Source organism: Polaribacter sp. SA4-12 (assembly GCF_002163675.1).
Classification (GTDB): Bacteria; Bacteroidota; Bacteroidia; order Flavobacteriales; family Flavobacteriaceae; genus Polaribacter.
Genome location: NZ_CP019334.1, coordinates 1,144,691 through 1,168,894, shown reverse-complemented (window position 1 = coordinate 1,168,894; position 24,204 = coordinate 1,144,691). Strand labels below are relative to the sequence as shown.

24 protein-coding genes and 3 tRNA genes are annotated in these 24,204 nt (G+C 29.5%); 19 read left to right on the top strand and 8 right to left on the bottom strand.

Annotation, left to right across the window (positions count from 1 at the left end):
• Nucleotides 1–188 precede the first annotated feature (188 nt).
• From idi to BTO07_RS05005, 7 genes are all read left to right on the top strand, one after another.
• Nucleotides 189–707: an isopentenyl-diphosphate Delta-isomerase gene (idi, locus tag BTO07_RS05035; RefSeq protein ID WP_087520190.1), complete on the top strand. Its 519-nt coding sequence runs from the start codon at nt 189–191 to the stop codon at nt 705–707.
• Entirely contained in the window at nt 700–1,113 is a 414-nt protein-coding gene (locus BTO07_RS05030; protein ID WP_087520189.1) for a 6-pyruvoyl trahydropterin synthase family protein, read from the top strand. Before idi ends, BTO07_RS05030 begins: the two co-directional genes overlap by 8 nt.
• A gap of 32 nt (nt 1,114–1,145) precedes the next feature.
• Nucleotides 1,146–1,877: a 3-deoxy-manno-octulosonate cytidylyltransferase gene (kdsB, locus tag BTO07_RS05025; RefSeq protein WP_087520188.1), complete on the top strand. Its 732-nt coding sequence runs from the start codon at nt 1,146–1,148 to the stop codon at nt 1,875–1,877.
• A gap of 3 nt (nt 1,878–1,880) precedes the next feature.
• Complete coding sequence (locus BTO07_RS05020) at nt 1,881–2,579, top strand: HAD family hydrolase (RefSeq protein ID WP_198342512.1); 699 nt, start codon at nt 1,881–1,883, stop codon at nt 2,577–2,579.
• Nucleotides 2,579–3,208, top strand: coding sequence for a CatA-like O-acetyltransferase (locus tag BTO07_RS05015; RefSeq protein WP_087520187.1), 630 nt, complete (start codon nt 2,579–2,581; stop codon nt 3,206–3,208). The genes BTO07_RS05020 and BTO07_RS05015 overlap by 1 nt, the downstream gene beginning before the upstream one ends.
• A gap of 29 nt (nt 3,209–3,237) precedes the next feature.
• Nucleotides 3,238–3,498 carry a hypothetical protein gene (locus BTO07_RS05010; protein ID WP_087520186.1) on the top strand — a complete coding sequence of 87 codons (261 nt, stop codon included), beginning with the start codon at nt 3,238–3,240 and terminating at the stop codon, nt 3,496–3,498.
• 129 nt (nt 3,499–3,627) lie between these two features.
• Nucleotides 3,628–3,825 (top strand): hypothetical protein, encoded by a 198-nt coding sequence (locus tag BTO07_RS05005; protein WP_087520185.1) that lies wholly within the window; start codon nt 3,628–3,630, stop codon nt 3,823–3,825.
• A 48-nt stretch (nt 3,826–3,873) separates the two neighbouring features.
• Here the strand turns inward: BTO07_RS05005 and BTO07_RS05000 are convergent, their stop codons facing one another.
• The 4 genes from BTO07_RS05000 to BTO07_RS04985 are packed head-to-tail and all read right to left on the bottom strand — an operon-like array spanning nt 3,874 to nt 6,956.
• A complete protein-coding gene (locus BTO07_RS05000) occupies nt 3,874–4,326 on the bottom strand; it encodes a hypothetical protein (RefSeq protein ID WP_087520184.1) in 453 nt (150 codons plus the stop codon).
• Nucleotides 4,327–4,336: 10 nt separating this feature from the next.
• Nucleotides 4,337–4,876 (bottom strand): hypothetical protein, encoded by a 540-nt coding sequence (locus BTO07_RS04995; RefSeq protein ID WP_087520183.1) that lies wholly within the window; start codon nt 4,874–4,876, stop codon nt 4,337–4,339.
• A 33-nt stretch (nt 4,877–4,909) separates the two neighbouring features.
• Nucleotides 4,910–5,458 carry an RNA polymerase sigma factor gene (locus BTO07_RS04990; protein WP_087520182.1) on the bottom strand — a complete coding sequence of 183 codons (549 nt, stop codon included), beginning with the start codon at nt 5,456–5,458 and terminating at the stop codon, nt 4,910–4,912.
• Between the two features lie 43 nt (nt 5,459–5,501).
• On the bottom strand, nt 5,502–6,956 hold the full coding sequence (locus BTO07_RS04985; RefSeq protein ID WP_087520181.1) for a nicotinate-nucleotide adenylyltransferase: 1,455 nt from the start codon (nt 6,954–6,956) through the stop codon (nt 5,502–5,504).
• 76 nt (nt 6,957–7,032) lie between these two features.
• Between BTO07_RS04985 and BTO07_RS04980 the strand changes: the two genes are divergently transcribed.
• The 5 genes from BTO07_RS04980 (at nt 7,033) to BTO07_RS04960 (ending at nt 11,123) form a co-directional block, all read left to right on the top strand.
• Nucleotides 7,033–7,815: an MBL fold metallo-hydrolase gene (locus BTO07_RS04980; protein ID WP_087520180.1), complete on the top strand. Its 783-nt coding sequence runs from the start codon at nt 7,033–7,035 to the stop codon at nt 7,813–7,815.
• 104 nt (nt 7,816–7,919) lie between these two features.
• Nucleotides 7,920–8,273: a hypothetical protein gene (locus BTO07_RS04975; protein ID WP_087520179.1), complete on the top strand. Its 354-nt coding sequence runs from the start codon at nt 7,920–7,922 to the stop codon at nt 8,271–8,273.
• Nucleotides 8,274–9,086, top strand: a complete 813-nt coding sequence (locus tag BTO07_RS04970; protein ID WP_087520178.1) for a hypothetical protein — start codon at nt 8,274–8,276, stop codon at nt 9,084–9,086.
• A gap of 12 nt (nt 9,087–9,098) precedes the next feature.
• Nucleotides 9,099–9,584: a Rab family GTPase gene (locus tag BTO07_RS04965; RefSeq protein ID WP_087520177.1), complete on the top strand. Its 486-nt coding sequence runs from the start codon at nt 9,099–9,101 to the stop codon at nt 9,582–9,584.
• Nucleotides 9,585–9,590: 6 nt separating this feature from the next.
• Nucleotides 9,591–11,123 (top strand): ATP-binding response regulator, encoded by a 1,533-nt coding sequence (locus BTO07_RS04960; protein WP_087520176.1) that lies wholly within the window; start codon nt 9,591–9,593, stop codon nt 11,121–11,123.
• Between the two features lie 33 nt (nt 11,124–11,156).
• Here BTO07_RS04960 and BTO07_RS04955 read toward each other — a convergent pair whose 3' ends face one another.
• On the bottom strand, nt 11,157–11,894 hold the full coding sequence (locus BTO07_RS04955) for an NYN domain-containing protein (RefSeq protein ID WP_087520175.1): 738 nt from the start codon (nt 11,892–11,894) through the stop codon (nt 11,157–11,159).
• A gap of 139 nt (nt 11,895–12,033) precedes the next feature.
• Nucleotides 12,034–14,610, bottom strand: coding sequence for an ATP-dependent Clp protease ATP-binding subunit (locus BTO07_RS04950; protein ID WP_087520174.1), 2,577 nt, complete (start codon nt 14,608–14,610; stop codon nt 12,034–12,036).
• Between the two features lie 274 nt (nt 14,611–14,884).
• On the opposite strand from BTO07_RS04950, the gene gyrA reads away from it, so the two are divergent.
• Together gyrA and BTO07_RS04940 are read left to right on the top strand one after the other, a co-directional pair.
• Nucleotides 14,885–17,416, top strand: coding sequence for a DNA gyrase subunit A (gyrA, locus tag BTO07_RS04945; RefSeq protein ID WP_087520173.1), 2,532 nt, complete (start codon nt 14,885–14,887; stop codon nt 17,414–17,416).
• 22 nt (nt 17,417–17,438) lie between these two features.
• Nucleotides 17,439–18,686: a tetratricopeptide repeat protein gene (locus BTO07_RS04940; protein ID WP_087522556.1), complete on the top strand. Its 1,248-nt coding sequence runs from the start codon at nt 17,439–17,441 to the stop codon at nt 18,684–18,686.
• Nucleotides 18,687–18,764: 78 nt separating this feature from the next.
• Here the strand turns inward: BTO07_RS04940 and BTO07_RS04935 are convergent, their stop codons facing one another.
• Nucleotides 18,765–19,535 (bottom strand): C40 family peptidase, encoded by a 771-nt coding sequence (locus BTO07_RS04935; protein ID WP_087520172.1) that lies wholly within the window; start codon nt 19,533–19,535, stop codon nt 18,765–18,767.
• A 30-nt stretch (nt 19,536–19,565) separates the two neighbouring features.
• Nucleotides 19,566–20,741, bottom strand: a complete 1,176-nt coding sequence (locus BTO07_RS04930) for an acetyl-CoA C-acyltransferase (RefSeq protein WP_087520171.1) — start codon at nt 20,739–20,741, stop codon at nt 19,566–19,568.
• A 136-nt stretch (nt 20,742–20,877) separates the two neighbouring features.
• Here BTO07_RS04930 and BTO07_RS04925 point away from each other — a divergent pair, with 136 nt between their 5' ends.
• The 5 genes from BTO07_RS04925 (at nt 20,878) to BTO07_RS04905 (ending at nt 24,005) form a co-directional block, all read left to right on the top strand.
• Nucleotides 20,878–22,941, top strand: coding sequence for an HD family phosphohydrolase (locus BTO07_RS04925; protein WP_087520170.1), 2,064 nt, complete (start codon nt 20,878–20,880; stop codon nt 22,939–22,941).
• Nucleotides 22,942–23,042: 101 nt separating this feature from the next.
• Nucleotides 23,043–23,126 (top strand) — tRNA-Ser (locus BTO07_RS04920).
• Between the two features lie 17 nt (nt 23,127–23,143).
• Nucleotides 23,144–23,218, top strand: a tRNA-Pro gene (locus tag BTO07_RS04915).
• Nucleotides 23,219–23,248: 30 nt separating this feature from the next.
• Nucleotides 23,249–23,322, top strand: a tRNA-Arg gene (locus tag BTO07_RS04910).
• Nucleotides 23,323–23,375: 53 nt separating this feature from the next.
• On the top strand, nt 23,376–24,005 hold the full coding sequence (locus BTO07_RS04905; protein WP_087520169.1) for a porin family protein: 630 nt from the start codon (nt 23,376–23,378) through the stop codon (nt 24,003–24,005).
• Nucleotides 24,006–24,204: the final 199 nt, after the last annotated feature.

The window sequence follows — 24,204 nt, the reverse complement described above, 5'->3', positions numbered from 1 at the left end:
TTTTCTCTTTGCATTGATAAAAGGTGATAAATACTGCAAGTAAAAATAATATTCGAAAAATTTTCATGAATGAAATACAGTTAAGTAAGTTACAAATATATAGCATCACAATAAAAGAATAGAAAAGTCTTATAGGTTTCTAAATATTTTATGATTTATTACTCTTTGATTTTACTATTTTTGTAATTATGGAAGAACAAGTTGTTTTAGTAGATGAAAAAGACAATCCTATTGGATTGATGGAAAAAATGGAAGCGCATGAGAAAGCACTTTTACATAGAGCTTTTTCTGTATTCATTTTTAATAAAAAAGGAGAATTAATGTTGCAACAAAGAGCTGCAAGTAAATACCATTCACCTTTATTATGGACAAATACTTGCTGTTCTCATCAAAGAGATGGAGAAACTAATTTAGAAGCTGGTAAAAGAAGATTACAAGAAGAAATGGGGTTTGTTACCGAAATAAAGGAAGTTTTTTCGTTTATTTACAAAGCACCTTTTGATAACGGCTTAACAGAACACGAATTAGATCATGTTATGGTTGGCTCTTATGAAGATGTGCCAAAGATTAATAAAGAAGAAGTAGAATCATATAAATGGATGACTTTAATTGATGTTAAGAATGACATGGAAAAGAATCCACAAGAATATACTGCCTGGTTTAAGATTATATTTGATAAATCTTTTGAAAAATTAACAAATGCCTAAAGTAAAAGTTTATAGAAGAGCACATTTTAATGCAGCTCACAGGTTATTTAATCCAAAATGGTCTGATGAGAAAAATTTAGAGGTTTTTGGTAAATGTAGCAACCCAAATTATCATGGCCATAATTATGAAATGATTGTTGCTTTGTTTGGTGAAGTAGATCCAGTAACTGGTTTTGTGTACGATTTAGGTATTTTAAGAGAGTTGATAAAAAAAGAAGTTGAAGATCCTTTAGATCATAAAAACTTAAATATTGAAGTAGCTGAGTTTAAAGATTTAAATCCAACTGCAGAGAATATCTCAATTGTTATTTATGATAAATTGAGACCTCATATTCCAGCACATTTAGAAATAGAAGTAACTTTATACGAAACACGAAGAAACTTTGTACGTTATTCTGGAGAATAATAACTTTTACAAGTACTTATTAAATATAATTTATGAAAATAATTGCCATGATTCCTGCACGTTATAGTGCATCTCGTTTTCCTGGAAAGTTAATGAAAGATTTAGGAGGGAAACCTGTTATTTTAAGAACTTACGAAGCAGCATTACATACAAATTTGTTTGATGATGTTTATATCGTAACAGATTCTGATGTTATTTTTAAAACGATAGATAACTTAGGTGGAAAAGCAATAATGAGTAAAACAGCACACGAATGTGGTTCGGATAGAATTGCAGAGGCTGTAGAGAATATAGAAGCAGATATTGTAATTAATGTACAAGGTGATGAACCTTTTATTGATGAAGTTTCATTAACTAAATTAATTGATGTCTTTAAAAAAGACACTAAAAAAGAAATTGATTTAGCTTCTTTAAAAGTACAAATTACCAATAAAGAAGATATTGAAAATCCTAATAACGTTAAAGTTATAACAGATGTAGATAATTTAGCAATTTACTTTTCTAGAAGTGTAATTCCGTTTCATAGAGATAAAGATGTAAATGTAAAATACTATAAGCACAAAGGAGTGTATGCGTTTAGAAAACAAGCGTTGTTAGATTTTTATAAAACACCAATGACGCCTTTAGAAGCTGCCGAAAAAATTGAAGCAATTCGATATCAAGAAATTGGTAAGAAAATTAAAATGGTAGAAACTGATGTTGAAGCTGTAGGTATTGATACTCCAGAAGATTTAGAAAAAGCAATTCAATTTTTAAAATCATAAAAAATGAATAAAATAAGTGAAAATATAAAGGTAATAGCTTTTGATGCTGATGATACTTTATGGGTAAATGAAACTTATTTTAGAGATGCAGAACATCAATTTGCAAAGTTATTAGCAAAGTACGAAACCGAAAATAAAATTGATCAAGAGATATTTAAGACAGAAGTAAAGAACTTAAAATTGTATGGTTATGGCGTAAAAGGTTTTATTTTATCCATGGTAGAGTGTGCTTTAGAATTGTCTAATTACCAAGTAAATCAAAAGACAATTGAAGCTATTCTAAATATTGGTAAACAAATGTTAGACGAGCCAATAGAATTGTTGGATGGAGTAGAAGAGGTGTTACAATCCTTAGAAGGAAAATATAAATTGATTGTTGCTACAAAAGGAGATTTATTAGATCAAGAACGAAAATTAGAGAAATCTAATTTGTTATCTTACTTTCATCATATAGAAGTGATGAGTGATAAAAAGGAGAAAGATTATCTGAAGTTGATTAAACACTTAGATATTCATCCGTCAGAACTTTTAATGATTGGAAATTCTTTAAAATCTGATGTTTTACCATTAATAGAAATAGGTGCTTCTGCAATACATGTTCCTTTTCACACTACTTGGATTCATGAAGAAGTAACAGAAGAAGAAAAATCGCAATCAGATTACAAAACCGTAAATAATATAAAGGATATTTTAAATTTCTGATGAAAAAATATTTAGACATTGATTCTTGGAATAGAAAGGAATTGTATCAGCACTTTAGAACTTTGTCTGATCCTTCTTTTGCTGTTGTTGTAGATGTTGATGTAACGATTGCTTATAATTTAGCTAAAAAAACAGACGCTTCTTTTTTTGTAAAATACTTGCATTCTTGTATGAAAGCAATAAATGCTATTGAAAATTTTAGATATAGAATTGAAGATAATAAAATTGCTATTTATGATGTAATTAATGCATCAGCAACGATTGCAAGAGAAGATACTACCTATGGTTTTTCTTTTATCAACTTTTCTGAAGATTTTACTGTTTTTAATGAAAATTTTCGAAAAGAGAAGGAAAGAATTCAAAATTCGACCAATTTATTTCCTCAAATATACTCTTTAGGATGCATTCATTGTTCTGCATTACCTTGGATCTCTTTTACAAGTCATAAAGAACCAAATTCTGGTAATAAAGATCATAGCGTACCACAACTAGCTTTCGGAGGATTAAAAGAAGAAAAAGACAAAATTTTAATGCCAGTTTCAGTAAATGTTAACCACGCTTTAGTAGATGGATATCATATTGGGCAGTTTTTTAAGAAATTTCAGTTAGAATTAGATAAATTGAATTAGTTTTGCAACATTAAAATTTATAATAAGTTATGGCAAGTATAAAAAACTTAAAAAAAGATATCAATTACGTTTTAGGTGATGTTATCGAATATGCATTAGATGTTTCAATCTTAAAAAACGCACCAGAAAAAGGTGATGCTATTATTGATGAAGCTATCTCAACTTTTGATACTTTAGTTTCTAAAGTAAACGATAAAAAAGTTGAAAATAAGAAAGCTCACTTTAAAGCGATTAATGTTGAATTAGAAGAAAAAGCTAAAGGTTTAGTAGAAAAGATTAATACTTTATAATCTTAACAAATTTTTAAGCAAAATTTAAGACCATCATTTTATAAATGATGGTTTTTTTTTATTAAATTTGAATGAACATACTAAAACGATTTAGTATTCGTTCTATATTGTAGAATTTAATAATAAAAAATGGCTAGAGCAATGTTTGAGTACACTAAAACGGTACTAAAAAAGGTGAGTTTTAATTCAGATTTGTTTTGTAAAGAAGTAGAAAAGGCTTTGAGTAGATTGTTACCTTATGAAATAGATGAGCTAACAATTTGGTTAAAACAATTTACTTCTAATAAACCAGAATTATATCCTTACATGGCGTTAATTAAACAATAAAAAAAAAGGAAGCACTTTAGCTTCCTTTTTTTATTGTCTTTAGTTTTTTTAATTTCCTCTTTTATGTTTGTACTTTCTCATTAGTTTTCTACCAAATTCTCTCTCTGCAATATGTAGTTTTAATATCTTTTTAAATGATATTATTTTTTCTAATTTAGATATATATATTTTACTGTCTTCGTATTTTTTTTTCTCTAAAGATCTTATCATATTGTAAAGAACTTTAGCTCTATCTTCATTTAAAGCATCTATGCTTTCAGCTTTAGAGATCTCTTTTTTAATTTCACCAATCTTTTCTCTAATATACTTATTCGTATTATTCTCATGATTATTATAAATAGGCCAAAATTTTTGAGCTTCTTCAGAAGTTAAGCTTAACTGTTCTGTTATGTAAGAGATTTTAAGAGCCTTAATTTTTCCTCTACTTCCTTTTTTTTCTTGAGCAGAAATAGAAAGAGTACAAAAAATGATAATACATATAAAGGTTATTAGTTTTTTCATAATCTTAGTTTTAATTTAATTCTTCTAAAATAGAACTGTTATCAATAGAGTTGATGTAGTCTTCAATGTTTTCATCTTCTAATGTAGCAAAATAAAAATCATCATCATCTAAAACATCATCTTGTAAAATAAGAGTAACATCATTTGTATTTAAGGTATTTGAGTCTAACCAATATTCAATGTCAACGTCAGATAGAGAATCTAACGTTAGTTCTTCCGTTTTATTAAAAACAAAAGAATTTAGTCCAATAAATAGAATAACAGAGGCAGCAGCAGCAATAGGAATAAATTTTAAAACTCTTTCTTTAAAAGAAATAACTTTTGTTTCTTTTTTTGTTGATGTAACTTTCGCTAAAATATCATTTTCTAATTCTTTAAAATAAGAATCAGGAATCGTAAATCCTTTTTCTTTTGTAAACGTTTCTTCAGCTAATTTAGCTTCAATAGCATCTTCAGTTGTGCTAAAATAGTTTTTAGGAATAGAAAAACCACTTTTCTTTCCTAAAATTGAGCTTAAATACTCTTCGCTATTTTTAATTTTGTTTTCCATGATACTATTTAGACCTTTTTTTTATTGAAAGGTTTAATTTGTTCTGTTTTTTATATACTGTTCAATTTTTTTAACTGCATGAAAATAAGAGGCTTTCAATGCTCCGACGGATGTTTCTAAAATCTCAGACATTTCATTGTATTTTAATTCCTCAAAGTATTTCATGTTAAAAACGAGTTGCTGTTTTTGTGGCAAAGTAGCAATTGCTTTTTGTAAAATAAGTTGAATTTCATCACCAGTAAAAAAATCGTCACTAGCTAAAGTAGAAGCTAATTCTTGCTGATAATCTGTAATATCTACATTTCGTTGTTTTGCTCTTTTATTGATAAAAGTAATAGATTCATTTGTTGCAATTCTGTACATCCAAGAAAACAACTTGCTTTCTTGATTAAATTTATCAATGTTTTTAAAAATCTTGATAAATGTGTTTTGTAGCACATCATCTGTATCATCATGAGATATCACAATTTTACGAATATGCCAATACAGGCGTTCTTTATAGAGTGTTATTAATTCTCTGAACGCTTTTTCTTTAGTCTGAACATTTTTTAATTGTTCTATTAAAAGAGTTTCATCTGTCAACTATATAGTTTATGAATTTTAGACTCAATAAATGTAAAAAGGTTTAACGTTTATTTTTTATTCTTGGTCTTGAGTAACCAAAAAGCCTTTTTTGCTTAATTATTTCAGAAATTCCTTCTGGCAGCATTTCTTCCCAACCTTCTTCTCCTTTAACGATCATTTTTAAGACAGTTCTAGAAAAGATATCAAGAATTTCTTTATTAGTTACATCAATATCTACAAGTTTACCATTGTGTTTAAAGAATTTGTATAATTCTTTCATTCTTGGGTGAACTATTAGGTTGTCACTAGTAATATACTCTCCTGTAACAGGGTCGTGAGAAGGATACATATATACTTTTAAGTCTTTGTAGAATAATTTTCCAAAAGCTTCTAAAATTCCTCCACTTAAATTACGATAATATTTTTCGTCAAAGATTTGTACAAGGTTTTGTGCACCCATTGCTAATGCCATTCTCTCTTTAGTAAATTCACTAAAGTATTCAACTAATTTAAAATACTGTTGAAAGTTAGTAATCATTACATTTTGACCAAGAGAACATAATAATTCTGCTCTATCTAGAAAATCTCTTTCATTAATTTTTCCTTCAGATGTAAGGTTACTTAATGTAATTTCAAATATGACTTTAGTTTTATGCTCTTCAACTTTTTTTTCTGCTAAAAAGAGTTGTTTAGATTTTTCAAACATGTCCATATTTACCATAGTAACAGGTCTAAAGCTACCACGAAGCGTAAGAATATTTTTCTTATAAAGGACTTGTGCAGGTAAAAGGTTGTTTCCATCAGGTCCAAACATTACTGCATTTGTCATACCGTTTTTAAGCAATTGTAAGCTCATTAAACGATTGTCTACATACATAAAACGAGGTCCAGAGAAATTTATCATATCAATTTCTAACTGGTCATTATTTAGATTATCATAAAAAGATTTTACTAAATCTTTAGGATTATCATTTAAATAAAATGCACCGTAAATTAAATTTACACCTAAAATACCTAAGGTTTCTTGTTGTAAACGAGCATCTGTTTCTTTAAAACGTAAGTGTAAAACAATTTCATTATAATCCTCTAAAGGATCTAGTTGAAAACGAATACCAACCCAACCATGACCTTTAAATTTTTTAGCAAAATCGATAGTTGTTACCGTATTTGCATAACTAAAAAATAATTTATCAGGATGTTTTTGTCTGCTTAAACGGTCTTCCATTAAGTCAATTTCATGACCTAACATTTTTTTCAAACGTGGTTGTGTTACATAGCGATTATCTTCTTCGGTACCATAAATTGCATCAGAAAAATCTTTATCATAAGCACTCATTGCTTTTGCAATGGTTCCAGAAGCAGCACCAGATCTAAAGAAATTACGAGCAGTTTCTTGTCCTGCTCCAATTTCGGCAAAAGTTCCGTAAATATCTGTGTTTAAATTAATTCTTAGCGCCTTATTTTTAGTTGTAGGTACATTACTAATTATTTTGTCTCCTTTTAAAGAAATTGCCATGTATTACTGTTTAACGTTTAAACAAATGTACTAAAATAGACTGCTATCAGTCAATTTTTATGTTATTTTTGTTCTAATGAACTTTACCAAGAAACAACTTAATATTACCTTTTTAGGAACAGGTACTTCTCAAGGAATTCCTATGATAGCAAATGATGATCCAGTTTGCTTGTCTAAAGACTTAAAAGATAAGAGATTAAGGTCGTCTATTTTAATTTCCTGGGATGATGTTTCTTACACGGTAGATTGTAGTTTAGACTTTAGACAACAAATATTAAGAGAAAATGTGCACTCTTTAAATGGTGTTTTTTTTACACATGAACATGCAGATCATATTGGAGGGTTAGACGATTTAAGAGCTTTTTGTTATAAAATAGGAGAGATGCCTATTTATTTAAATCAGAGAACTTTACTAAGTCTAGAAAAGCGATTTGAATATATTTTTAAGTTAGAAAATAGGTATCCAGGAGCGCCAAGTGTTTTACCAAAAGTGATAGGTAAAACTCCTTTTATTGTTGATGATTTAGAAGTTACGCCAATAGAAGTTATACATGGAAACATTCCTATTACAGCTTATAGATTTGCTGATTTTGCTTATTTAACAGATGTAAAATCGATTTCTGATGAAGAAAAACGAAAACTAGAAAACTTAGATGTTTTAGTTGTAAACGCGTTAAGAATAGCCGAACATCCTACACATTTTAATCTGCAGGAAGCTTTAGATTTTGTAGCAGAAATTAAGCCTAAAAAAGCCTATTTTACACATATAAGTCATATGTTAGGTTTTCATGAAGCTGTATCTAAAACACTGCCAAATAACGTTTTTTTAGCTTTTGATGGCCTAAAAATTACCGTTTAGATTTTTATAAACTAGATTTTAATGTATATTTGTTAGAAGTGCTTAATTTTTAAGTACTTCTAAACAACATAACAATTACTTATAATAACCAACTTTTAGTATAAATGGAAAAAAATTCAGAAAAAAAACAACCTGTAGTTGAAAGTCAAAAAGAGGTAGATAGAATTGCAGCCGTAAGGGAATTGATTTTCGGTGAAAATATGGTGCAATATAGTACTGAGTTTGCTGATGTTTACGATCAAATTAAAACACTTAAAGATCAAACGAATAAAAATTTATCAGAATCTGTTACAAATATTGAAAACAAATTAGCTGATTTAGAAAGTTTGATGGATCATAAGTTTCAAGACTTAAATGATGATTTAGATAAAAAATTGGCTGATTTAGATGATGAAAAAACAGATAGAAAAAAACTTGGTAAAGCTTTAGAGAAAATTGCATTGATGTTGCAAGAATAGATGAAAAAAACACCTGCAGATAACAATAAAGACAATCGTTTTGAGTTGCTCAGAGATCTTTTATTAGCTGAAGATAGAGAAAAGTTTGATTCACTTAGTCAAGAAATTATTATAAGAGAAAAATTATCTAAAAGTGTTAATCCTCTTATAGATGAGAAAATCTTAGACCTTCGTGAAAATTTTCCAGAATATTTTGGGGATACAATTACAGAAACTATTAAAATTCAAATTAGAGACTCTCAAGACGAAGTTGTAGAAGCCTTGTACCCAATTATGGGTAAAATGGTTAAGAAATTTATTGTGGCAGAAATTACCAAATTGTCTGATAGTATTAATAAAACGATCAAAGAAAAATTCTCTTTTAAAGAAATTCTTAAAAGATATTTTAAAGGAAAAAGAAATGATTCAGGTATTGTTTTAGAAGAAGTTTTTGAGTTTGTTGTAGAAGAAGTTTTTATTATAGAGAAAGATTCTGGTATACTTTCTGGTAGTTACTCTAGAGGTAGTATTGCAGATAAAGATATGATTTCTGGTATGTTAACTGCTATTAAATCTTTTGCAGAAGATGCTTTTTCTAAAGAAGGACAAGATTTAGAGAGTATTAAATTTGAAACTTTTCAGTTATCCATCAGAAACTATAAAACCATTTATATTGCCATTGCAACTTCTGGGGTATTAACAGAAGAATTAAAGGAAGAATTGTCAGAGAATATAAGTAATTTATCAGAAACCATTTTAAGAGATCGTTCTTATTTGTCTGAAGAAGAGCGTTTAAATGAGCTGATACTTAAAGAATTAATCGAAAAGGAATAATCATTATATTTTATGATTGCAAAAAAAGTACTACTTGTTGGTAATTTTGGTGTTGGTAAAACTTCATTAATTAGAAGATTCGTTTTAAACGAATTTTCTGAAGATTACATTAGTACAATTGGTGTTAGAGTAAGTAAGAAAGTAGTTGAGTATAAAAATGAAACTATTAAATTAATGATTTGGGATGTTGCTGGTACAAGTGGTAGCGAAAAAATACCCAAAGCCTACTTTTTAGGATCTAGTGCAGCAATGTTTGTTTTTGATTTAAGCAGAGAAGAAACCTATTTAACTATTGATGAAAATCTTAAGATGGTTAAAGAACTTTCTGGTTTAAAGAATATTACGATTGTTGGTAATAAAAAAGATTTACTTTCTGAAGAAGAATTAGAAAATGTTTTACAGAAAATTTCTATTGATATTGATTTGATTACCAGTGCGAAAGATGATGAAAATGTAGCAGATGCTTTTATGCAATTAACAACCCAAGCTTTAAAATAAGACTTATTGATACCTGCAAAAATAGAAGATGTTTTTATCCAATTAACTACTGATTATTCAGGAGTTATTACAAACATTGTTGCAGGGAAATTTACCAAAACAGAATTTACTATTCAAGAATCTATCTACGATTCTTGTCCTTTTTTAGAAGGAACTCTAGAGGCTTTAACTTTAAATGAATCTTTCCTTTTAGAAGGAATGGTTATTGAGTCTGAATCTAAAGAATACAATATAGATTTAGAGCTTTTTAAGAAAGATGATGTTATTGAAATCTTGATTCATAACAGAACAAGTGTCTATAAATATGTAGACCAGCTTAATCAAAATAGAAACGATATTTTCTTTATCAAAAGAGAAATTGCTGAGAAAAATATAGAGCTAGATAAACTGAGAAAGATTGCTGATAAAGCAAATAAAGAAAAATCACGTTTTTTAGCAATGATGAGTCATGAAATTAGAAATCCTTTGAATTCAATTCTTGGATATGCTGAAATGATTTCATCAGAAACACTAAATGATCAAGTCATAAAATACATAAAAAACTTATCATCCGCAGGAAAAAATTTAAAAGTTATTGTTGATGATATTTTAGATTTATCTCGAATTGAAGCCGGTAAATTAGAACTCGTTTCCGAAGAAATTTCCGTCAAAGAAATTGTACAAAATTGCGAAAATGATTTTCAGCATTTAAATACAAATGAAGATGTAAGTCTTGTTTTTTCAATTTCTAAACAAATCCCAGAATTTATTTTAGGAGATGCTGTAAGAATGCAACAGATATTAGCTAATTTAATTAATAATGCTATAAAATTTACAGATAAAGGAACTGTTACTGCACTTGTAAATGTACTTTCTGAAACTAAAAATGACCTAAAACTTATTTTTGAAGTTACTGATACTGGTAGAGGGATGTCTAAGGAGCAAGGTTTAAAAATATTTGAAGAATATCAGCAAAATGAATTGAATGATAATAGAATTCATGGTGGCGCAGGTTTAGGATTAGCAATCGTAAGTCGTTTGGTTAACGCAATGAATGGAATCATTTCTGTTGAAAGTGAACTAAATGCTGGGACCTCATTTTTTGTTGAAATACCTTTTTCTAAAACGGTTAAAATAGGACAATTTGTAGCTAAAGAAATACTTCAAGAAAAAAATATTGATTTAAAAAATAAAAAGGTTTTAGTTGCTGATGATGATATTTTAAATCAAACAATAGTTTCACATATTTTAAATAAGGAAAAAGCAAATGTTACCCTTGTAAATGATGGTTTAGAGGCACTTTCTAAAATACAGGAAGAAAATTTTGATGTTATTTTGTTAGATATTAACATGCCAAATATGACTGGTGAAGAGTTAATGAAGCAAAAAAATATGTTCATAAAATATAACGCTAATACTCCTTTTTTAGCATTAACAGCAAATACTTCTAATGAAGATATTGAAAGGTATTTAGAGCTAGGTTTTTCTGATGTAATTTCTAAACCTTATACAATTGCAGATTTTGTACTAAAAATTAAAAGTGTTTTAGTAAGAGCTTAATTAAAGTAGGGCTTAAAAAGAAAGTTCTTGTTTTTATTTGTTTTTTACATAGACTAATTTATGTCTGCTTTTAGAGGTTTCTCTTTTGTCTAATTCAAATTTACCAGTAGATTTAATTAATGGAGTCAGTTTGTCGAAACCATAATTTCTTGAGTCAAAATTAGGTTGTTTCTTTTGTAGTAAACTTCCAACATCTCCTAAAAACGCCCAACCATCTTCGTCTGATAAATCTGAAATAGTTGTGGAAATTAGTTTGATAACTTTTGATGTTATTTTATCTACACTGTCTTTTTCTGTATCTTTTTGATGAACATTTTCTTTCCTTTCAGTTTGCTTTCTAATAATTTCGATATAAATAAATTTATCACAAGCAACAATAAAAGGGTTTGGAGTTTTTTTCTCTCCAATGCCTATAACTTGTTTACCAGCTTCTCTTAATCTAGTCGCTAGTTTTGTAAAATCACTATCGCTAGAAACCAAGCAAAAGCCATCTACTTTTTCAGAATAAAGAATATCCATTGCATCAATAATCATTGCTGAATCTGTCGCGTTTTTACCTGTAGTATATGCGTATTGCTGAATTGGAGTAATTGCGTTTTGGAGCAATAAGTTTTTCCATTTAGACAAATGTGGACTCGTCCAGTCTCCATAGATTCTTTTAATAGTTGGGTTGCCATATTTTGCAATTTCCTCCATCATTTCTTTTACGTGAGCTGAAGGTATATTGTCTCCATCTATAAGTACTGCGATATTCATGTTATTTTGCGCCATTTTATTAGTTTAAGAATTGCTTTTGTTGAGCAATAATAGATATGTAGCTAAGTTAGGTTTTTGGTTTCATTAAATCAACTTGTAAAAACTATTGTTTTTGTTATACAAAAAATCCCAAACTTTCGTTTGGGATTTTTATTTATTCAGTTTCTGTTTCAGGCTCTGTTCTTGTTTCGGGTTTCTTTTTACCTTTTTTTATTTTAATAGTGAGCTTGTTTTCTTTCTCATCTAAATCCATATTTATAGTGTCACCTTCATAGAGTTTAGAATTTACAATTTCTTCTGCCAAGGCATCTTCAATGTATTTCTGTATTGCTCTTTTAAGTGGTCTTGCACCGTACTTTTTATCAAAACCTTTGTCTGCTATATAATCTTTTGCTTTTTCGCTTAAGTTTAAAGTATAACCTAAATCTGATATTCTTTGTAATAACTTATCTAGCTCAATATCTATAATTTTATGAATATCTTCTCTTTCTAAAGCATTAAACACAATTACATCATCAATTCTATTTAAAAACTCAGGAGCAAAAGATTTCTTTAAAGCACCTTCAATTACAGATTTTGCATGTGCATCTGCTTGTTCTTTTTTAGAGGAAGTACCAAAACCTACACCACCACCAAAGTCTTTTAATTGACGAGCTCCAATATTAGAGGTCATAATTATTATGGTGTTTCTAAAATCGATTTTTCTACCTAAACTGTCAGTAATATGTCCGTCATCTAAAATTTGTAATAACATATTAAACACATCTGGATGTGCTTTTTCAATTTCATCTAATAAGATAACTGAATAAGGTTTTCTTCTAACTTTTTCTGTTAATTGTCCACCTTCTTCATAACCAACATAACCTGGAGGTGCTCCAATTAAACGAGAAATAGCGAATTTTTCCATGTATTCACTCATGTCAATTCTAATTAAAGAATCGTCAGAATCGAATAATTCACGTGCTAAAACTTTTGCCAATTGTGTTTTACCAACACCAGTTTGTCCTAAGAAAATAAAAGAACCAATTGGTTTGTTTGGGTCTTTTAAACCAACTCTATTACGTTGAATTGCTTTTACAACCTTGGTTACGGCTTCATCTTGCCCAACTACTTTTCCTTTAATTAGTTGTGGTAATTCGTGTAATCTATTTGTTTCTGCTTCAGCAACTCTGTTTACAGGAATCCCTGTCATCATAGAAACTACTTCAGCAACATTATCTTCTGTTACAATTTCTCTATTTAATTTAGAATCTTCTTCCCACTGATTTTGAGCAGAAGTTAAAGCAGATTCCATGTTTTTTTCATCATCACGCAATTTGGCAGCTTCTTCATATTTTTGACCGTTTACAGCTTTTGTTTTACGCTCTTTAATAATTGCTAACTGAGTTTCTAATTCTATTACTTGTTGAGGAACAACAATATTTGTGATATGAATTCTAGAACCAGCCTCATCTAAAGCATCAATAGCTTTGTCTGGTAGAAAACGATCGGTCATATATCTGTTCGTTAATTTTACACAAGCTTCAATAGCATCATCTGTATAATCTACATGATGATGTTCTTCGTATTTACTTTTTATATTGTGTAAAATTTGTATCGTTTCTTCTACAGAAGTTGGGTCTATAATTACCTTTTGAAAACGACGTTCTAAAGCGCCATCTTTTTCTATATTAGTTCTAAACTCATCCAACGTAGTTGCGCCAATACATTGTATTTCTCCTCTTGCAAGCGCAGGTTTTAACATGTTTGAAGCATCTAAAGAACCTGTTGCTCCACCAGCACCAACAATGGTGTGAATTTCGTCTATGAATAAAATAATATCATCATTTTTTTCAAGCTCATTCATTAAGGCTTTCATGCGTTCTTCAAACTGTCCACGATATTTTGTACCTGCAACTAAACTAGCTAAATCTAAAGAAACAATACGTTTGTCAAATAAAATTCTTGACACTTTTCTTTCAATAATACGTAAAGCTAAACCTTCTGCAATGGCAGATTTACCAACACCAGGTTCACCAATTAACATTGGGTTATTTTTCTTTCTTCTACTTAAAATTTGAGAAACTCTTTCAATTTCTTTTTGTCTACCAACAACAGGGTCTAATTTTCCTTTTATAGCTAAATCTGTTAAATCTCTACCAAAATTATCTAACACCGGAGTTTTAGATTTTTTAACGTTTTTTCCTTTTTGAGGTTGATCAAAAGGATTCGTTTTTTCTGAAGGAAACTCATCGTCAGAAGGTGTTTCTGCAATTGGGTTTGATGGTAAATCTACATCTTCTTCCTCTTCAACATGTAGTTGTTTATAAAGCGATTTTGCTTCATCGTAATTTACATGATATTTATGAATCAGTTTTGTAGTTGGGTCATTCTCATTTCTTAAAATGCACAATAATAAGTGTGCAGTATCAATGGAATCACTTTGATATAACTTTGCTTCTAAAAAAGTTGTTTTTAAGGCTTTTTCAGCTTGTCTTGTTAATCGTAAACTCGGTTTGTCTGTGCTTTCTATAAAAGTAGGATTCGCGGGATTTAGTTGCTCTAATTTTTTACGCAATAAAATTAAATCAACATCAAATGCTGTTAGTATTTCTATTGCTTTTCCTTCTCCTTTTCTTATTAAGCCAAGTAAAAGATGTTCCGTTCCAATAAATTCGTGCCCTAAACGCAGCGCTTCTTCTTTACTGAAAGTAATTACATCTCTGACCTTTGGTGAAAAATTATCGTCCATATTTTTTTCTGTCTAAAATTGATGTGTTGTAAATTTAGTCCTTTTTTTTTGTAGGTTATTACAAAAAAGATGCCAATGATAAAATATTGACAGTTTAACAGACACACTAAGGTAGAAAACTCTTGTAAATGAGGCAAATAAAAAACTGTTAAAAATTATCAAAAAATGTTGATAACTCTACTCAATTACAGTAGTTAAAATCTTTGTAAATAATATAAGAAATAGTATCTTGCCTTGTTTTTAAAAAATGACTAAAAATTAATCAAATATATATATGGCAGACGGAGAAAAGTTAATTCCGATTAACATTGAAGAGCAAATGAAAGCTGCGTACATCGATTACTCGATGTCAGTAATTGTTTCTAGAGCATTACCAGATGTAAGAGATGGTTTAAAACCCGTTCATAGAAGGGTCTTATTTGGTATGCATGAGTTAGGGATTAAAGCAACTGGGTCTTATAAAAAATCAGCAAGAATTGTTGGGGAAGTTTTAGGTAAGTTTCACCCACATGGTGATACTTCTGTTTACGACTCAATGGTTAGAATGGCACAACACTGGAGTGTACGTTATATGATGGTTGATGGTCAAGGGAATTTTGGTTCTGTTGATGGAGATTCGCCAGCAGCAATGCGTTATACTGAGGTTAGAATGCAAAAGATATCGGAAGATATGTTAGCTGATATTGAAAAAGAAACGGTAGATCATCGTTTAAATTTTGATGATACTTTACAAGAACCAACCGTTTTACCAACTCGTATTCCTAATTTATTAGTAAACGGAGCTTCTGGTATTGCAGTAGGTATGGCTACAAATATGGCACCACATAACTTAACAGAAGTTATTAATGGTACAATGGCCTATATTGATAACAGAGATATTGAGATTGATGAGTTGATGCAACACATAAAAGCGCCAGATTTTCCTACAGGAGGAATTATTTATGGTTATGATGGTGTTAAGGACGCTTTTCATACAGGTCGTGGACGTATTGTAATGCGTGCAAAAGCCATTATTGAGGAAGTTAAAGGACGTGAGTGTATCATTGTTACTGAGATTCCTTACCAAGTGAACAAAGCAGAAATGATTAAAAAAACTGCTGAACTTGTAAATGATAAGAAAATTGAAGGTATTTCTAATATTAGAGATGAATCTGATAGAAACGGAATGCGTATCGTTTATATTTTAAAACGTGATGCAATACCTAATATTGTTTTAAATAAATTATTTAAATACACACAATTACAAACTTCTTTTAGTGTAAATAATATTGCACTAGTAAAAGGAAGACCAGAGCAATTAAACTTAAAGCAATTAATTCATTATTTTGTTGAACATAGACATGAAGTTATTGTTCGTAGAACAGAATTTGATCTTAAGAAAGCGGAAGCAAGAGCTCATATTTTAGAAGGATTAATTATTGCATCTGATAATATTGACGAAGTAATAAAAATTATTAGAGCTTCTAATAATGCTGATGAAGCAAGAGAAAGTTTAATTGAACGTTTTGCTTTAAGTGAAATTCAAGCAAAAGCAATTGTAGAAATGCGTTTGCGTCAATTAACAGGACTAGAGCAAGATAAATTACGTGCAGAGTTTGATGCAATTATGTTAACAATTATCGATTTAAAAGATATTCTTGCTAACGAACCTAGACGTTACGAAATTATAAAAGCAGAATTACTTCATATTAGAGATAAATATGGTGATGACCGTAGATCTGTAATTGAGTATGCGGGTGGAGATATGAGTATTGAAGATATGATACCAGATACGAAAGTTGTGGTTACTATTTCTAATGCTGGTTACCTAAAACGTACAAATCTTGAAGAATATAAAGTTCAGAATAGAGGAGGAAGAGGTCAGAAAGGTGCAACTACTAGAAATGAAGATTTCTTAGAGCATTTATTTGTGGGTACAAACCACCAATATATGATGTTCTTCACTCAAAAAGGTAAAGTATTCTGGATGCGTGTTTATGAAATTCCTGAAGGTGGTAAAAATACCAAAGGTAGAGCAATGCAAAACTTAATCAACATTGAACAAGATGATAAAGTTAAAGCATTCTTAGTAACTCAAGATTTAAAAGACGAAGAGTATATTAATAGCCATTACGTAATTATGGCAACTAAAAAAGGTCAAGTTAAAAAGACTTCTTTAGAGCAATATTCTCGTCCAAGAACAAATGGTATTAATGCAATTACTATTAAGGAAGGTGATGAATTATTAGAAGCTAAATTAACAACTGGAGACAGTCAAGTAATGTTAGCATTAAAATCTGGTAAATCAATTCGTTTCGAAGAAGCAAAAACGCGCCCAATGGGAAGAACTGCTTCTGGAGTAAGAGGTATTACACTTCAACATGACAAGGATGAAGTTATTGGTATGGTTGCTGTAAATGATATGGAAAGCAACATCTTAGTAGTTTCAGAAAAAGGATATGGAAAACGTTCTAAATTAGAAGACTATAGAGTTACTAATAGAGGAGGTAAAGGAGTTAAAACTTTAAATATTTCTGAAAAAACTGGTGGTTTGGTAGCTATTAAGAATGTAGATGATTCTAACGATTTAATGATTATCAATAAATCTGGTTTAACTATTAGAATGGCTGTTGAAGATTTAAGAGTTATGGGGCGTGCAACACAAGGTGTTCGTTTAATAAATATTAAAGATTCTGACAGTATTGCTGCTGTTGCTAAAGTGATGCATGAAGAGGAAGTTGTTGAAGAAGAAAATGTTGAAGAAAATGCTGAGGATTTAGACAATGGCACGGAAATTGATAAGGATTCAAATGATAATCAAGAATAACAATAAATTAATAATTAGTAAAATGAAAAATCAAATATTAGCGTTAACTGTAGGCTTATTATCTATAGCTTCTTTTGCGCAAAAAAATGAACTAAAAGCTGTTGAAAAGGCTATTAAAAAAGGTCTATTTAAAGAAGCAAAAGCTACTATAACTACTTTAGAGGCTACTGAAGATTCGATGGATCCTAAATACAAAGCAAAGTATTTCTATTTAAAAGGATCTGCTTATGGTAAATCTAATGTTGAAAAAGCTGCAGATGCATATGATAAGTTATTTGAATATGAAAAAACAAGTGGTAAGCTTAAGTATACAAAGTTAGCTAAACCTCAATTAAATGAGCTAATCCAATTTGTTTCTCAAAAAGCAATTGCACAATATGGTGAGAAAAATTATAAACAAGCAACAAATAATTTTTATTTAACCTATAAATTAAGTCCTACTGATACTACATTTTTATATAATGCAGCTATAAGTGCATCGATAGCAAAAGACTATGATGCTTCTTTGAAATATTATAAGGAATTGCAGGAAATTAAATATACTGGTATCACTACTCAATATTTTGCTGTAAATAAGGCTACAAGTAAAGAAGAAGATTTAGGTACTAAAACTAATAGAGATGCAATGGTTAAGTTTGGTAAGTATATTAAACCAACTGTTAAATCGTCAAAATCTAAGCAAGCAGATATTATTAAGAACATAGGTTATATTTATGTTAGTCAAGGAAAACCCGAATTAGCAGTTGCTGCTTTAGAAGAAGCTAGAAAAACAGATCCAAAAAATTTAAACTTACTTTTAAATCAAGCTGATATGTACATCAAGCTAAAAAGAATGGATAAATTTGAAGAACTTATGGTAGAAGCTGTAAAATTAGATCCTACTAACGCAAATTTATTTTTTAATTTAGGTGTAGTAAATGCAGGTGAAAATAAAACAGAAGAAGCAATTGGTTATTATAAGAAAGCAATAGAGTTAAACCCAGAGTATGCTGATGCTTATATGAATTTACACGTTGCTTTAATGAGCGAAGAAAAGGCTATTATTGATGAAATGAATGAAAATCTTAGTAACTTTAAGAAGTATACAGAGTTAGAGGGTAAACAAAAAGCATTATATAGAAAAGCTTTACCATCTTTAGAAAATGCCGATCGTTTTGGTAGATCTATAGAATCTGTAAGAGCTCTTTTAAATCTTTATGATATTCTTGAAATGACTGAAAAAGCAGATGCTTTAAGACCAATTTATAAAGAAATGAGAACTAAAGAATAAGTTTTTACATCGTATAAAAAAAACCGAAACTTTATAAAGTTTCGGTTTTTTTTTATGCCTTTAATTTAAGGAGTATTGCTAAATCATTTTTTTTATAATCCTTAATTTATGAGTGTGTTTTTGTATATCTGCATTAAAAATTCCACTATGATCTAAGGTATCAATTCTTACCTTACCATAACAATGTATAATGTGATAATCATTTAAAATGATACCAACATGTATAATTTCACCTTCTTCATTATCAAAAAAAGCTAAATCACCAGGTTCACTTTCTTCAATAAAACTTAATACTTCACCTTGTGTCGCTTGTTCTTTAGCGTCTCTTAGAAGACGATGCCCACAAAGTTTATATACCATTTGTGTAAAGCCAGAACAATCAATACCAAAAGGCGTTTTTCCTCCCCATAAAAAAGGAGTGTTTAAATAAGTAAAAGCAATTTGTGAAATCTCTCTTTTAGTTTTCTTTTCTGATAATACTGCGCCTTCGTATACATAAGTTTGTGGTGTAATTTGTAGTTTACCGTTGTTGTAAAAAGGTAAGTTAGCACCTAAAGGAATTGTTGTTAATTCGTTTTTCTCATTTGTAATAAAATCAATAATCTCACCAGAAATATATTGTTTTTCAGATTTTAATTCTGAAAAGATATTTTCTGTAATATTCGTATATTGTTTATTATCAATAAAGCCTTCATAGTTGTCAAAAGTTAAACGAATTTTACTCCATTCTTTTTCCTTTTCAATAACTTCAAAAGTTTCACCAAACAAAACCTGACTCACCATTTCTGATGTGTCAGAAGTTGTTGCTCTAAGAGGAGCAATACTTAAATTACAAATGCCATACAGCATAAAATTTGATCGTATTTTTTATTAATAAAATTAAATTCTTTCTAAAACTAATGCACTTGCACCACCACCACCATTACAAATCGCAGCTGCTCCAATTTTAGCATTATTTTGTTTTAAAATTGATGTTAAAGCAATCACAATTCTTGCTCCAGAAACACCTAAAGGATGTCCTAAAGAAACGGCACCACCATTAACATTCACTTTATCATCAGTGATACCTAAAATCTTCATATTAGCTAAACCAACAATAGAAAATGCTTCGTTTAATTCAAAATAATCTACATCATCTATTGAAATATTTGCTTTCGCTAAAGCTTTTGGTAATGCTTTTGCAGGTGCAGTTGTAAACCATTCTGGTTCGTGAGCAGCATCAGCAAAACTCTTTATTTTTGCAATTGGAGTTATATTTAATTCTTTTGCTTTTTCTGCTGACATCAAAACCAATGCAGCACCACCATCATTTATAGTAGAAGCATTTGCAGCAGTAACAGTTCCGTCTTTTGTAAACGCAGCTCTTAATGCAGGGATTTTCTCCATTTTCACATTCTTGTATTCTTCATCTTCAGAGAAAATAATAGGCTCTCCACGTCTTTGTGGAATTTCTACAGGTACAATTTCATCAGCAAATTTTCCTTCGCTCCAAGCTTTTGCAGAACGATTATAAGATTGAATAGCAAAATTATCTTGATCTTCTCTTGAAAAATTATATTCAGTAGCACAAGCGTCTGCACAAACACCCATTGGTTGCTTGTCATATGCATCTACTAAACCATCTTTTTGTAAACCATCTTCCATGATTATTGGTCCAAATTTAGAACCTTTTCTTGCATTTTGATAATGAGGAATAGAACTCATATTTTCCATACCACCAGCAACTATAACATCTGCATCACCTAAAGCAATTGTTTGAGCAGCCAACATGATAGATTTCATACCAGAAGCGCAAACTTTATTTACAGTTGTACAAGGTACAGTATTAGGAATTCCAGCATATATTGCTGCTTGTCTTGCTGGAGCTTGACCTAAGCCAGCAGAAACAACGTTACCCATAAAAACTTCTTCTACTAAACTTGGATCTAAATTTATTTTTTCTAAAGCACCTTTTATGGCAATTGCTCCTAATTTTGGAGCTGGAATTGTAGATAAACTTCCCATGAAACTTCCAATAGGAGTCCTTGCTACAGATACAATTACGACTTCTTTCATAAATATATATAGTTTACTTTGTGTATGATTTGTTATGCTAAATTAACTATTTTAAATCAATTTTAGTTTTATTATTCAACTTGAATTTTTGACCTTGAATATTTTATGGTAAGTTTGTTGTAAGAAGATAAAATCTATGAGTAATATAGTTAATAAATTGTACCAAAATAACACCATTATTTATAAGGTGATTTTGTTTTTAGTTGCCACAACTGCAATTGTTTATTTGTTTCCTAAAGGAGGACAATTTAAATATGATTTTAATAATGGACAGCTTTGGAAATATGATAATTTATACGCGCCTTTTGATTTTGCTATACAGAAAACAGAAGAAGAAATTATTATAGAAAAAAAGGAAATTGAAGTAAATTCAAAACTATATTTTTTGCATGATTTTGATGTTGAAAATAGCGTTAAAGCAAATTATAATAGAAGAATTTCTTTTGTAAAAGAATCCGATTCTTTAAGCTTAGAGCAGATTAAAAATTTATCACTAATTGGGCAAAAAGTGATTAATGATGTCTATCAGAAAGGTTTTTTAGAAGATATAAGTCAAGATAGAATTGCCAATAAAAATGAAATAGTTGCTATAAGAAAAGGAAATGAAGTTGAAGATTTTGTTTTTAAAAGTTTATTAACTTCTAAAGAGGTATTAGAAATAATAAGTAATAATTTAGAAAAAGAAGAAGCTTTTTATGGTAAAAAAATAATGTTAGATTTATTATCTGAGGTTATAAAACCAAATGTGTCTTTTGATAATGAATATACAGAAAAGGTAATTGACAATGAAATTAAGAACATTTCTTATACTAAAGGTAGAGTAGAAGCTGGTAAACTAATTATTTTAAAAGGAGATTTTGTAGAAGGTAAAAAATTAGCAATTTTAAATTCTTTAAAAAGTGAATCTGAGTCTCAAGTTTGGACAGAGTCAAACTATAATTGGATTATCTTAGGTTACACCATTTTAGTGTCTCTTGCATTATTAATGCTTTTATTATTTCTAAAAAAATACAGAATAGAAATTTACGAAAACAACAACAAAGTTACTTTTATCTTTTTCAATGTTTTTTCAATGATTTTTATCCAAACATTGGTTATAAAGTATAATTCAGATTACTTATATGTAGTGCCTTTAAGTATACTTCCAATTGTTTTAAAAGCCTTTTTTGATGCACGTTTAGGTTTGTTTACCCATGTTTTAACTGTCTTGCTTTTAGGATATATTGTACCTGATAGTTTTGAGTTTATTTATTTACATATTATTGCAGGTATTGTAACGATACTTACTGTTTCAGAATTATATAAAAGGGCAAGTCTATTTATTTCAGTAGCTCAAATAACGCTGATTTATATGGTAACGTATTTCGCTTTTTCTATTATAAAAGAAGGAAATGCTTCTCAAATCAATTGGACTTATTTTATGCTTTTTGCAGCAAATGGATTGTTATCATTCTTATCAATCATCATCATATATATGTATGAGAAAGTTTTTGGTTTGGTCTCTGATGTAACCTTATTAGAGCTTTCTAATACAAATACAAAGCTTTTAAGAGAGCTAAATGAAAAAGCCCCAGGTACATTTCAACATTCAATGCAAGTAGCTAATTTAGCAGAAGCAGCTGCAAATGAAATAGGAGCTAATTCTATGCTAGTTAGAACAGGAGCATTGTATCATGATATAGGTAAAATGTTAAATCCGATGTATTTTACAGAAAACCAATCTACAGGTGTTAATCCTCATAATGATTTATCCCCAAGAGATAGTTCGAGAATTATTACAGATCATGTTATAAAAGGAGTGGAGTTGGCAAAGAAATACAAGCTGCCAGATAGAATTATAGACTTTATTAGAACGCATCATGGTACAAGTTCTACGTACTATTTTTATATGAAAGAGAAAGAATTAAACCCCGATACAGAAGTAGATATTAAGAAGTTTCAGTATCAAGGACCAATTCCTTTTTCAAAAGAGACTGCAATTTTAATGATGTGTGATTCTGCAGAGGCAGCATCAAAAAGTTTAAAAATACCAACAGCTTTATCTGTAAGTAATTTGATAGATAAAATTATAGCAAAACAAATGGCTGATAATCAGTTTTTAAATTCAAATATTACTTTCCGAGAAATTGAAATAATAAAGAAAGTTATCAAGAAAAAATTGATGAATATTTATCATTTAAGAGTAGAATATCCTGAGTAAAAAAAATAATTAAAAAAAAGTTTTAAAAAGTTTGCTACATCAGTAATGTAGTACTATATTTGCACTCGCATTTGAAATATGTGCGAATAAGTTCTAAAAAAGGAGAGGTGCCAGAGTGGTAATGGAGCAGATTGCTAATCTGTCGACGGGTAACTGTCGCCAGGGTTCGAGTCCCTGTCTCTCCGCAATTTTTTAGTAAACTCGGGGTGTAGCGTAGCCCGGTCATCGCGCCTCGTTTGGGACGAGGAGGTCGCAGGTTCGAATCCTGCCACCCCGACACAGTTGTACGTAGCAACTTTAAAACTACGGGCTCTTAGCTCAGCTGGATAGAGCACCTCCCTTCTAAGGAGGCGGTCGGAGGTTCGAATCCTCCAGGGCTCACTTAAACCTTACTAGAAATAGTAAGGTTTTTTGTTTTTAATAATATCATCAAAATGAAAAAAGGAACTATTATTTTTATTTTATCATTATTGTTTAGTTCTTCTAGTTTTGGACAATCATCAATAAAATACTTTGTTAAAGGAGGTCTTAATTTATCTAATACAAATTACAATGTTATAGTTAAAGGTGTTTCTTCTAGTAGAGAATTTGATTCTAGGAAATCTTTTTATGTATCAACTGGTTTTAACCTTTCATTGACTCAAAAAAAGGATAATACCTTACTTCAAATTGAATTGGTTTATTCTGAGCAAGGGTGGGTTTATAATTATACAGATCCAGGTGATTATACAACACATGAAATCAATCAAATCAATTTACCTTTTTACATAAAAAAAAGAATTTTCAAGAATTTCTATTCTAATATTGGTGCTTATTTTGGGTATGTAGTACATTCAAAAGAGAAAAGCAGCAATAATCCTAATAAGTTTGAAATAGAAGGATATAAAAATTTTGATTCAGGTTTGCTTATAGGATTTGATTATCATTTTAATTTAGGAATTTTTATAGAAATGAAATATATGTATGGATTATCTGATATCTCTAAGGTGTCATATCCTTCTTCATTTATAGAACATTCATATAAAAATAGAGTACTACAAATCGGATTAGGTTATCAGTTTTAAATCCTTCAATATTGATTAATACTATTGCTTCCTTTTTACTTTTATGAGTTTTTGTTTTAGACACACTAATGAAACTTAAATTCTAAAGCTGAGCAATGTCTTACTTATTTGGTATTTCTTCTAACAGTGCTTATTTTACATGTTTTCGAATATGTAAAGGATAAACTGAACTAGATAGAATAGTTTTACTAAAATAGTG